This is a genomic window from Anaerosporobacter faecicola (assembly GCF_012070565.1).
GTDB classification, from domain to species: Bacteria; Bacillota; Clostridia; order Lachnospirales; family Lachnospiraceae; genus Anaerosporobacter; species Anaerosporobacter faecicola.
Genome location: NZ_JAAQRO010000040.1, coordinates 1 through 12307, shown reverse-complemented (window position 1 = coordinate 12307; position 12307 = coordinate 1). Strand labels below are relative to the sequence as shown.

At 37.3% G+C, this 12307-nt stretch carries 9 protein-coding genes; 2 read left to right on the top strand and 7 right to left on the bottom strand.

What is annotated here, in order from left to right; genetic code table 11:
- Nucleotides 1-33: 33 nt before the first annotated feature.
- The 6 genes from HBB17_RS16540 to HBB17_RS16515 all read right to left on the bottom strand — a co-directional run bounded on the left by HBB17_RS16540 (nucleotide 34) and on the right by HBB17_RS16515 (nucleotide 10107).
- Entirely contained in the window at nucleotides 34-2067 is a 2034-nt protein-coding gene (locus HBB17_RS16540; RefSeq protein ID WP_167958604.1) for a methyl-accepting chemotaxis protein, read from the bottom strand.
- A 60-nt stretch (nucleotides 2068-2127) separates the two neighbouring features.
- The gene (locus tag HBB17_RS16535) at nucleotides 2128-4047 is read right to left on the bottom strand and encodes an alpha-amylase family glycosyl hydrolase (RefSeq protein WP_167958603.1); all 1920 of its coding nucleotides are present in this window, start codon (nucleotides 4045-4047) and stop codon (nucleotides 2128-2130) included.
- 2 nt (nucleotides 4048-4049) lie between these two features.
- A complete protein-coding gene (locus HBB17_RS16530) occupies nucleotides 4050-6404 on the bottom strand; it encodes a glycoside hydrolase family 31 protein (protein WP_167958602.1) in 2355 nt (784 codons plus the stop codon).
- Between the two features lie 30 nt (nucleotides 6405-6434).
- Nucleotides 6435-7310 carry a carbohydrate ABC transporter permease gene (locus HBB17_RS16525; protein WP_167958601.1) on the bottom strand — a complete coding sequence of 292 codons (876 nt, stop codon included), beginning with the start codon at nucleotides 7308-7310 and terminating at the stop codon, nucleotides 6435-6437.
- An 11-nt stretch (nucleotides 7311-7321) separates the two neighbouring features.
- On the bottom strand, nucleotides 7322-8212 hold the full coding sequence (locus HBB17_RS16520; RefSeq protein WP_167958600.1) for an ABC transporter permease: 891 nt from the start codon (nucleotides 8210-8212) through the stop codon (nucleotides 7322-7324).
- Between the two features lie 116 nt (nucleotides 8213-8328).
- A complete protein-coding gene (locus HBB17_RS16515) occupies nucleotides 8329-10107 on the bottom strand; it encodes an extracellular solute-binding protein (RefSeq protein ID WP_167958599.1) in 1779 nt (592 codons plus the stop codon).
- 439 nt (nucleotides 10108-10546) lie between these two features.
- Between HBB17_RS16515 and HBB17_RS16510 the strand changes: the two genes are divergently transcribed.
- On the top strand, nucleotides 10547-11569 hold the full coding sequence (locus HBB17_RS16510) for a LacI family DNA-binding transcriptional regulator (RefSeq protein ID WP_167958598.1): 1023 nt from the start codon (nucleotides 10547-10549) through the stop codon (nucleotides 11567-11569).
- 172 nt (nucleotides 11570-11741) lie between these two features.
- On the top strand, nucleotides 11742-12062 hold the full coding sequence (locus tag HBB17_RS16505) for a hypothetical protein (protein WP_167958597.1): 321 nt from the start codon (nucleotides 11742-11744) through the stop codon (nucleotides 12060-12062).
- Nucleotides 12063-12183: 121 nt separating this feature from the next.
- Here the strand turns inward: HBB17_RS16505 and HBB17_RS16500 are convergent, their stop codons facing one another.
- The gene (locus HBB17_RS16500) at nucleotides 12184-12294 is read right to left on the bottom strand and encodes an IS3 family transposase (RefSeq protein WP_408609334.1); all 111 of its coding nucleotides are present in this window, start codon (nucleotides 12292-12294) and stop codon (nucleotides 12184-12186) included.
- Nucleotides 12295-12307 lie beyond the last annotated feature (13 nt).

Below are 12307 nucleotides of genomic sequence, written 5' to 3'. Positions count from 1 at the left end.
CCAGCTTATTCAAATCAAAATGTTGTAATAATATCATGAAATTGTAAATTGATCAATAGCAGTATTTAGTGATTTCGTATCGTGACGAAGAGTCTGGCTGTCTTGTGCTAAACTTTCTGTTGTATCTTTTTGTTCTTGAATAATCTCATATACATAAGTTGCTGAAGCCGCCGTTTCTTCTAGTACAGCGGAGATACTTTCCACTGCTTCTAAGGTTTCTGCTCGCTTGCTCTCCATGATGGAGATGCTTTCACTGGACTTCTTTAGGTTTTCTTCGTACACCTTACAAGCCTTTGCTATATCTACAAACACTTTTCTGGTTTCTCCTACAACACCTTCCTGCAATCTCACAATCTCATCTGTCTGCCTTACACTATAATTTGCCTTTGCACCTTTATCTGTCATATTTTCCAATGCTTTTGTAATCTGCAATGCAGCTTGTTTGGAATCACTGGCTAATTTACCAATTTCATTTGCAACAACTGCAAATCCTTTTCCTTTTTCCCCCACATGTGCTGCTTCGATTGCCGCATTAAGTGATAACAGATTGGTCTGTTCCGCAATCTCATCTATAATTTGAACTGCCTTCGTCACAATCTGCGTTTCTTCAACTAGGTCTGAAACTTGTTCTCGTATCTCGTTGGTAACAGTTTTTGTCTGTATCATACTGTTGGACAGATCATCAACCGTATGTAAACCAACATCCATTACCAAGTTTGTTTGTTTCATTGTATCCACACTTGATTTCGTAGTTTCCTCTAACTCACTGATTTGTTTTGATAGTTCTTCCATACTAAGAAGACATTTTTGTGCATCCATTGCCTGGGTATGAATTCCCTGCTCCACTGCTGTCATCGTTTCATGAATCTTAGATGCACCTTCCACAATATTACTAGTTGCATTAGAAACCTGATTACTTGATAGATCAACCGAGGTTCCCACACTAGACACCTGTTCAATCAGCTTACGAGAATTGCTAATCATATGGTTCATCTGTTTTGCAAGAAGCTGAAATTCATCTTTTCTTCGAATCTTTACTTCCACATTCCATTCACCTTTTGCAACTCGCTCCAATACTTTGCGAAAACTTCCCATGGTCTTAGTCATACCACGCGCCATAATCGTACCAATAAAAATAGACAGTATACTGGCAATTAAAACAATTACAACGGTTGTTTTCTCAATTTCTTTTGCATTTGCTAGAATTTCTTTCTGTGGAATTACTGCACAAAGCATACAATTGGTTGCTCCCACTTTACTGTATAAAAAAAGTGCCTTTTCGTTATGATAAGTAATATCTGCCTTACCATTTACTTCTTCTGATGCTCTTGCACTTGCTACATAGGAATAGTTCTTGAAATCCGTAATTGTCTGGATTTCTCCTTCCTTATTGTTTTCCAAAGAATACATCATTTGTTCATCTGTAACAAGTGCAACATATGCATTTCCTGGTAATTGCAATTTATTTAGAACTTCCTGTATCTTCTCCATTTTAACATCAGCTAAGATACATGCATCTCGATTACCTGCTGGCATTAGATATGATAAGGCATACGTCCCAGCTTTAATACCTAGTTCTTCATCAAGTGCTGTATGTTCGGAGATCCACAGACCCGATTTACCGATGTTCTCTACGCCAGATTCCTTTAGTTTTTCACACAATTTGCTATAGAGTCCCTCTGTCTTTTTATCCACTTGTAATATACTATATACTGCGTCACTTAATATATTTATATTGGATATATACTCATCTGTTTGGGACTTTGTCCGAGCTGTCTGCAACAGTTCTTTATATACCTGTGCATATTTCATCATATCATATTGATAAAATCCGCTCAGATACTCCCCAATCTTCTCATCCATCGCATATTGCAAGGCGGTAGCCTCCACGGTATTCAAACCAACATTCAGATATTCTGCCGTCATATCGATTGCCTGACTAGATGTCTTCACATAATTAGAAATGATCGCCTTTGATGCCATCTTGTATGAGATTACACCAAGTAAGATAATCATACATACTGGAATAAAAAAGGCGCAAATAAGTTTTGTGCCGATCTTTCGCATACAAACACCATACCTTTCTGTATTCCAACTTCAACACGCTTTCCTTCCTCTGACTAGGCCTTACTCTTGTATTGTTAAAAGGTAGCTGCTATGAGCTGGTATACGTACCATGACCTTTCCATTTCGATCTTTATATTCCACTGATGCACCTAATAAATCTTCTATATGATTACATGTTTGGTATCCATAATATACATAAGGGATTTCAACCATTCGCTCCTCATCATCAACGGATGCGATTATAAATACTGCCTTGGTATCCGTACAACGTACATAAGATATTACATAATCATCATTTGAAAGGAACTGCAATCCCCCATATGCTAGTGCATCATTCTTTTTCTTTAGATTTGCTAATTGATGGTACATTTTATAATAAATTGTTTTCTCCATATCCTTACTCCATGGCATCGGATATCGGCAGCCCTCCACATCGTTCTTCCCTTGGATTCCAACTTCATCTCCATAATAGATGCAAGGAGCACCTGGTAATGTGAAATACAATACCACAGCAGCTTTATAATCTTCAAAGGAGATGGATGTATTATTGTGCAAACGGCTTACATCATGGCTATCAATTAAATTAAACTGGATTTCCTGCATCACATATGGTAATTTTCCATAATACTGCGTAATTCGGTTTTTAAAATTCTTTGCTGTCATCTTCTTTAACGAAAACTGTAATTCTTCCTTTCTTTGTTGGAATAGATCAATCTCGCCTACAAACTCCCGAATTGGTCTTGCACAGGCAAAATAATTCATGGTTGCATCCCATTCATCTCCCTGTAAATGTTCAATACAATCCGCCCAATCTTCTCCAACGATATATGCCTCCTTATTTTCTTCTTTAATACTTTTACGAATCTCTGGCCAAATCTCCTTATGTAACTGTACAAGATTATTTCTTGCCATAACATCTCCTACATCAAATCTCCAGCCATCAATCTTATATGGTTCCTTAATCCATTTTTTAATAATAGAATCCTGCCCACGATAAACAATTTCTCGTAAGTTTTCATCCGTATAATTTAATGCAGGAAGATTCTTTACCCCACACCAGGTATCGTAATCATTCCCATCGTGAAAAAAGTAATAGGAACGTTCCCTCGCTTGTTTGTTATTATATGCTCCTACTGATTTGGGATAAAAAACACCATCTTTATTGAACCATTTGTGTGTTGTTCCTGTATGGTTGATTGAGATATCCAGTACTAATTTCATTCCCTGTTCATGAAGTGCCTCCGATAATCGAACCAACGCTTCGTTACCGCCAAGATGGGGATCAATCACAGAATAATCCATACAATCATATCGATGCACGGAAGCTGCTTGAAAGATTGGATTCACATATACTGCCGTAACACCAAGTTCTTTTAAATAAGCAATCTTCTCTTGGATTCCCTCTAAATCTCCTCCATAAAAATCAAGTCCGTGAGTCCGATTAAAAGGCTCTGGCTCTTTATTCCAATCTTTCACTTGAATTGTATCCCAACCGTCTAACTGATACTCCCTATCTTTCACATCATTATGGGGATTTCCGTTACAGAAACGATCCGGAAAGATCTGATAGAAGACCGCCTCCCGCACCCAGCTAGGTTGCTCATAATCCGTCAGAATTCGAAAATCGTAAATTTCATCAGGTACATAATCCGTAATTCGGTATTGGGTATAATAATAGATTTCTTCCTCTGTCACAAGATAAAATTGGTAATGGAAGACATCTTCCCATGGAGTCACCTTACAAGAATAGAATTGTAAGCCATTCTCTACCCGATCTTTCTCCATGGTGATTAATTGCTCCGCTCCATTTACTTTCCCACGCAAGATAACATGCTTCAGATCCTCATTTACAATGCATCGTAAGGATATGGTTATCTTCTCTCCTTTTTTTGGAAGAGGATTACTAACAAAATATTTGCTACCATCAGAATATACACTTGCAAGCCATTCTCTCATCTGTCCATCCTTTCTTCCAACCACACCTAATATGCCAATACAATCTCGCTAATTGCTTGAAAAAGGTCTTTCTCCAGATCAAGTTTCATGAGATTGGTCAATACATATGGGGATTGATCTTTTTTAATTTCATCATAGATTCGTTCTTTGGTCAGTGTTTCCATCTCCGCACGATCTAATAATTGGAATATCCGTTCCTTTATAGAGTTGTCACCTACTTGTACGGTTCCTTGGATTTGGAATACCGCACCTTGTGTTGCTGTAACCTGATAAAACCCTGTTTCATATTCTCCTCGTTCCTTATGATACGTAATCTGTTCTGTATCATTGGAACGACTGCTTATACTAGTAATTCCTGCAAATCCAACCAAATGAAGCCGATATTCTCTCTCCTTTGGAATACAACTTGTATCTCCCTCTACTGGTTTGATCTCGATTGTCCCTTTCTTCGCACAGAATACAATGGTTGTTTTCGCATAAGCCCCCTGCTCATACTCATACGTCTCTCCATCGTCTTCATATAGAGTAAACAATCCATCTTCTCCCGCGTAGATATAGAGATCCATCTTCTTTGGATTGGATATGGTGTCCTTTCCTTCTAACACTGCCATTGGCACAATGGCGCCTGCCTTTGCAAGAACAGGAAGTTGATGGATTGGGCGATACATTTGTATACTTCTTCCCCCACGATAAAGCATTCCTGTCATCACATCAATAAAGAGACCTTCTGGAAGCCATACCATACTACTTCCTAGTAGTGTGGTTGTATCTGCTCTTGTAGTGATTGGATGTACGATTAACTGTGAACCAAAATAGTATTGATTTGGTACATAATACGCCTGTTCACACTCCGCATGCTGATAATACATTGGCTGTATAAGTGGTTCCCCTTGGCTGTGACATCGTTCATTCATCGTGTAGAGATAAGGAAGTAAGCGATGACGAAGTTGCATGTAGGAAATCATAATCTCCTCTGTCATCTTCTGATATGACCAAGGTTCCTTCCGATTAAACGGACTGCTTGAACTATGCAGACGCATGATTGGTGAAAAAACACCAAACTGTAGCCAACGAACCGCTAATTCCTCGCATCGAATACCTAGCATGTGGCCTCCGATATCGTGACTCCACCAAGAATATCCAATATTTGATGCATTGGCAGTGAAATATGGCTGAAATGCAAGTGACTTCCAAGACATTACCGTATCACCTGAGAAACCGATTGGATAACGATGACTTCCAGGTCCTGCATATCTTGAAAGAATCATACCACGTTTCTTGTTCCTAGAATTGTCTTTAAAATGATAGTAATTTAGTAACCATAACGGATCTAGTCCAGGGATTTTCGAATTGCAACCTTGTTGCCAATCTAACCACCAGAAATCCACACCTTCTTCTTCATAGCGATGATGAATATAGGTAAAATACGCTTTCACAAATTCTGGATCGGTAATATCAAAGGCTATCGGATCTTCATGACTGGTATCCCTCCCCAGTGCCTGCGCCATCTCCTTGTACATTACCTCATGTCCCCGTATTCCTTCTGCAGGATGTTCATTGAGTGTTACATGAAGGTTTTGTTCATGGAGCCATTGTAGAAATGCTTTGTGATCAGGGAATAACGCATCATTCCATGTATACCCTGTCCATCCGCTTCCGTATTTAGGATCAATATTAACCAAATGCCAATCCATATCGATTACTGCAATGGCAAGTGGGACCTCCTTCTTCTGAAAGGTCTGTATCAATTCCATATATGATTCCTGCGTATATTGATAGAATCTGCTCCACCAGTTTCCTAATGCATATCTAGGTAATAGTGGTGTATTTCCTGTTAATTTGTAATAATCTCTTAAAGCATCCAGATATGCTCTTCCATATCCAAAGAAATAGAGATCTTTATACTCATCCATTGGGGAAGTAATGGTTCCCTCCTCGGTCACATTAAAGGAACGACTATCATCTAATACCGTAAACCCGTTCCAAGAAAGTATTCCTTGATCCAGTGGTACCTCACCGTCAGACAAGTCTAGCGTCCTTGCTGTACCCTTTAGATCTTGAATGGGATCCCCGTAATTCCATGTACTGTGATAAATAGTTAAATTACCTCTTACTTGAATCTTTAATCCCTGGTTACTAAACATTTTTTTATCATAAGTCACATGAATACATTCGGTAATGATTTCAAGTTGTTCTTCTGTTTCTATACAACGAAATTCACAGGATGGGAATTCCCGATTCAAAACGATCTGCGTTGGCTCATCTCGAAACCTACTTTCACTTTGGTACTCTAATCGAAGCAGTCGTGGCGTTAACATGGTAATTCGATAAGAGTCTCCTATAACTTGTTGCTTCCGTATTTCTACTTGTTGTCTCATCATCTTTCACACTTTCCTTTTCCTATGACATTCCTATTCTTTCACTGCACCCATAACAATACCGGATACAAAATACCTTTGAAGAGATGGATATAAGATCAATAATGGAATTACAGAGACAACGATCTTAGCACAATTTAAGTTTCTAGATGAAACCTGAAGATATTGCCTTAATAATTCAATGTTATTGATTTTTGACATATCAAAGGATGCGGTAACCTGTCTGATATAGGTTTGTAGTGGATAGTTCACCGTACGATTAATATACAAAATTGCTGTAAAATAATCATTCCAATGCCCTACAATACAGAATAAAGCCAGGGTGGCAAGACAAGGTAACGACATTGGTAGCATTATCTTCCATAGGATCTTAAATGGTGTTGCTCCATCGATTTCCGCTGCTTCTTCCAAAGACTTTGGTACTGCTCTGAAAAAGTTCATTAACAAAATTACATTTCCTATTGGTACAGCTGTTGGAATAATCAATGACCAGATGGTATCCATCAGATGTACTTGTTTTACTACCATAAATAACGGTATCATTCCTGCTGGGAAAAGCATTGCAAAGATTGCCAATTTCATATAGATTCCCTGTGCACGAAAATCTCGCTTGCTTTTTGATAATGGATATGCCATTAAAATTGTTAGTAACATATTCACAGCGGTTCCTAAAACAACTCTTACTATAGAAATTACGAAAGATCTCCAAAATTGTTGATCATTCAATATCTTCTTATATGCGTTCAGATTAAAATTCACCGGCCAAAATTTAACACGATTGGCTGTCGCAGAAGCACTATCACTGAAGGATATTGCTAAAACATTGAGCAAAGGTAGCAAACAAGACAATCCCAGCAGCAATACTACTAAAAATATAACGACATCCGATATTTTTATTTTTTTATGCATACTCTTTCCTCCTAGAACATCTTACGATCTGTTAATTTACCTGCTAATTTGTTGGCTGATAAGATTAAGACCATACCGACTACGGATTTGATCAAGCCAACTGCTGTTGCAAGGCTATACTGCCGTTCCACAATACCAACACGATATACAAAGGTATCCAAGATATCTCCAGTTTCATATACCAGTGGATTATACATATTGTAGATTTGATCAAAACCTGCATTTAGAATGTTCGGTAAACTCATTGTCGTCATTAAAATGATCATAGGTAATATTCCAGGTAACGTTACATGTAATAACTGCTTCCATCTTCCTGCACCGTCAATTGCTGCTGCTTCATATAGACCAGGATCAATGGATGTTAGCGCCGCTAAATAGATGATTGAACCGTATCCAAACTCTTTCCATGACTCTGAAATGATCATTAACGGACGAAACCATTTGTTACTTGCCATAAACATGATTGGCTCTCCACCTAAATTTGATATGATTGCATTGATTGGACCATCAAATCCAAATATGTACTGTAAAACCGATGCAAGGATAACCCATGATAAAAAGTGAGGTAGATATACCACCGTCTGTACTGTTTTCTTAAACCACTTAATACGGATTTCATTTAATAATAAGGCAAAACAAACTGGTATGACAATCGCTAGGATCATCTTGCCAAGTGCAATGATCAATGTGTTGATCAAAATCTGCTTACTATCTGGTAATACAAATAAAAATTTAAAGTTCTCTAATCCAGTCCAATCGGACCCACTAATTCCTTTTGCTGGTATGTAATGCTGAAATGCCATCGCTAAGCCAAATAGTGGGACAAAGGTAAAGATAGCAAGGATGATCATCCCTGGTAAAAGCATGATATGATAACTCAGCTCACGTTTTAAATGTTTCAATACGATTCCTCCATTTCCTTTCGTTATGCAATAAGAATGAAATTGAATGGATAGAGGCTGTTCACGATCCTATATCGCAACAGCCTCCAAGATAATCAAATTCGTCTGTTTAATGTCTATTTATTAGCAATTGCTTCATTAACTTCTTTCGTAATCTGATCTCCACCTGCTGCCTTCCATTCTTCTACAAATTTATCAAAGTAACTAATCTCTTTTTGATTTGTTACAATTTGCATAATTGCTTCTTCTTCCATCTTAACTAACGTTGCCCATTTCATCCTCATCGTATCAGTCTGATCAAAGAAAACAGGATCCACTAGATTCATCACTGTATCATTTAATACACCACTTCCAACAACACGGCATTGATAATTTAACCAGTCATCTGTTGTTGGTTCTTGACCACTATCTACTGCATCCTTGTATCTCTTACATGATTCATATAATGAATTTTCATACATGGACATATCATGTTCATCACGTTTTCCATCCAATGCTTCTGTGATATGTTGGTAAGCCAACTGTGCAGCATTATAGTAATCGAAACCACCCAATGGGTCTAATCCATATTGTCCAGTTACAGTATCGCAGTAGTATTTTACAGTTTCACTTGTATCTGAAAATGCTTCTGAACTTTGGTTATATGCTAAAGAAACGTTCTTTCCTTTGATCAATAACTCTGGATACTCAAAACCTTTTCTTACTACAAAATAGTTTTGGTTTGGATTGTTCGTATAAGCATTAACCTTTCCATCACTTCCTGTAGGAACTGCATATGCTCTCCATTCAGCATCTGGGTTCAAAGTATAGGAGGCTACTGTATGGTATGGTGCCCACCAACCAGAGAAGAATGCTCCACATTGTCCATTACCGATTAATGCTTTTAAGTCATCTTCTGTACGTACTGCCATCTGTTGATCGATCAAACCATCTTTATACCAGTTTGCAAGTACCTCTAATCCTTGTTTCATCTCCGGTTGTACAGAACCATATACGGCACTACCATCAGCACCTTTAATCCATTGTTTCGGATATGCTCCATTCATGGTAAAGATATTATTAACCTGATATGCTCCAGCATAGCTGCTATACATAAAATTACCATTCCATGATGGCATAACAGCAAGGCCTACTGTCTTCCCTGCTCCGTTACCACCTGGATCTTTTGCTACAAATTCTTTTAAAATATTCGTTATATCATCAATTGTCTTTGGTTCAGCAAGCCCCAATTTATCCATCCAGTCTCCACGTAACCATAGCAATTCTGGTCCTCCAGAGATTGTTGTTGTTGGGATTGCATATAATTTTCCATCTACCGTAGCCATATCAAGAGCTTTATTATCATTGCTTTCGTAGATTTCTTTCATTAAATCACTTGCACAATTGTTATAGGCTTCTGTTAAATCTTCTATAAGGTCATTCTCAACTAATTCTTTGAACGTAGCATAATCATCGACTTTCATGATATCTGGCAGATCCCCAGTGGTAATTGCCATAGATACCTTTTGTTTGTAATCTTCTCCATCCGTTGCTTCAAATTTATTTGTGTTCTGAATGTTGATCTTCTCTTTGTAAAGACGTGTATATCCATTATCGGTTGTTGTATCATTCGACCCTTCTGGGAATTTGATACTTGTTGTTACCGTTGCTCCAACTGTGTACTCCACAGTTTCAGGATATGGTGCATCTGGTGTAGTTTTTGCTAATTTCCATGCATCTTCAGTAGAATCACCTGTTGTTTCTTCTGTTGTCTTACTATCATTTTCTGTAGATTCCTGTTTTTCTGTGCTAACTGTATTGTTCTTTTCATTTTTTGAGCAGCCCCCTAACATTGTAGCTACCATACACACTGCTAAAAACGTTGCAGTTAGTTTTCCCCCGAGATTTCTTCTCATATCGAATCCTCCTTAATCCATATCAAATGTGTTTGACCTACGATTCCAAATGGTTTAACGTTAAACTACCATTATAATATCTCCTTTTTTTGCTAATGTCAAGCATATTGTTGAATTATTTTTCCATTATTTTGTTTTTTTGTACACCTTGCACAATATGAACCTGCTAATTTTTACATATGAATCATTTGATTTATAATCCTCTTTAGCTCCTTGAATTTTTACGGTTTTCTAGAAAGATGTATTTACTTTTTCTCTCTAATTTTGTACTATAGTAATAGAGTCTTTTTCCAAAAGCAGCAAAAACACTCTACTTTAGTAATCAGCATAAGGTTGAACTACAATCAAAGGACTTATTTCCTTTTTTTCTAAATATATTGTCCCAATAGACAAGGTTAGGTTTAACGTAAAACCTAACATTCCAGGAGGTATAGATAAGATGGCAACACTCAAAGATATCGCCGCAGAAGCTGGCGTTAGCGTCATGACCGTTTCCAATGTCATTAATGGAAACCATAAAAAAGTATCGCAGACTACCATACAGTTGATCAATGATCTGGTAAAGAAGTATAATTATGTACCAAACTTAAGTGCTCGTAGTTTAACTTCAAAATCTTCCAAATTGATCGCTATCATTCTCTCCAACTCGGATCCTTTATATAATTATTTCACGAATCCCTATCTAAGCGAATTATTTGGAGAGATTGAAACTCTAGTACGAAAGAATGGCTATTTTACAATCATTCGTTCTGTTCTACAATTAGATAATGTTTCTGATATATTAAAAAACTGGAATGTAGATGGAGCAATTTTTTTGACCCATCAAGAGGAATCTGCAATTGATCATATTCTTGATACCGCACCATGTCCCATTGTTTTTGTAGACAGTTATACAGAATCCAATAAGAATGCACTGGTAGTAGGTACTGACGATTTCAAAGGTGGGTACATCGCTACTAAGCATTTTATTCAAAATGGTCATAAAAAAATTGCATTTGCAGGTCCTTACTCAGAAACAAACAAGATTATCGCGCATCGTTTTGAAGGCTATCTAGCAGCATTAAAGGAAGCCAATCTTCCTTATCAAGAAGATTATCTGATCTGTACCAACACTTCCTACGAAGATGGTCTAGTACTGGGACGAGAAATAGCAAACCGTAAGCTTGATATTACCGCGATTTTCACCACCGCTGATATCTTGGCAATCGGGTTAATGGAAGGTGCTAAGTGCAATGGTTGTTTTGTTCCAAACGACCTCTCCTTGATTGGATTTGATGGTTTACAATTATGTAATCTTGTGTCACCAAAACTAACCTCCGTCTCTCAGAATGTACAACAAAAGGCAGATTCTTGTGTACAGTTGCTCTTAAAAGCAATGAATAGTAAGCATATGAAAGGAACCACTGTCACTTTAGATGTGGAACTAGCAATCCGACAAACCTGTAATCCTTGCCATAATTAAGGGTTTATTAATAATAATTCTCTTTTCTTTTTCATCAATTGGAATTATAATAGAAAAATGAGGCATACTATTGTGAAAGAGTTCTCTTTCACACGGCGTTTTTGCCTTATCCAAAGTCGCAGTCCTTGGAAAGGGAATGGGATATTATTATGTGAGAAAGGATGACAGTATCATGAAAAAATTTGGTAAATTTATTGCTGGTACACTTTCCCTTGCTGCAGTAGCAGGTGGTGTCTTTTACTTTTTGAAGAATGTAGTAAACAAAGATACTACAGATGATTTCGATGATTTTGATGATGATTTTGATTACATCGATGAAGATGATACGGATGAGGATGTGGAAGAAGAATCATCTGACGAAAGAGGTTATGTAACTCTTACTATGCCAGAAGAATCGGATACAACAGAACATACGACAGAATCCGAAGAACAAGAAGAATCGGAAGAGAACAATACGGATCAAACATCTTCTGAAGAAGAGACAAACGAATAAATGGTTTGATGTAAATGCCAAAATCATATACACAAAAAAAAATCTTCATGACTACTTATGATGTGACCCCAAAAAGTTAGACTTTTATTGCGTAACAGATTTAACGTCTGTTACGCATTTTTTATGCTGCGAGTAGTTTCACTCTATATTGAACAGGACTAAGCCATCCTAGTTTTTCTTTGATTCGTTTCTCGTTATAATAAATAATATATTTTTCTATTTCTGATTTCAATTCTTCGTAACTA

What these genes read in the sequence shown, in the direction of transcription:
- HBB17_RS16515 (WP_167958599.1), bottom strand. Translation starts at nt 10,107, where the DNA reads ATGAGAAGAAATCTCGGGGGAAAACTAACTGCAACGTTTTTAGCAGTG.
- HBB17_RS16530 (WP_167958602.1), bottom strand. Translation starts at nt 6,404, where the DNA reads ATGATGAGACAACAAGTAGAAATACGGAAGCAACAAGTTATAGGAGAC.
- HBB17_RS16510 (WP_167958598.1), top strand. Translation starts at nt 10,547, where the DNA reads ATGGCAACACTCAAAGATATCGCCGCAGAAGCTGGCGTTAGCGTCATG.
- HBB17_RS16525 (WP_167958601.1), bottom strand. Translation starts at nt 7,310, where the DNA reads ATGCATAAAAAAATAAAAATATCGGATGTCGTTATATTTTTAGTAGTA.
- HBB17_RS16505 (WP_167958597.1), top strand. Translation starts at nt 11,742, where the DNA reads ATGAAAAAATTTGGTAAATTTATTGCTGGTACACTTTCCCTTGCTGCA.
- HBB17_RS16540 (WP_167958604.1), bottom strand. Translation starts at nt 2,067, where the DNA reads ATGCGAAAGATCGGCACAAAACTTATTTGCGCCTTTTTTATTCCAGTA.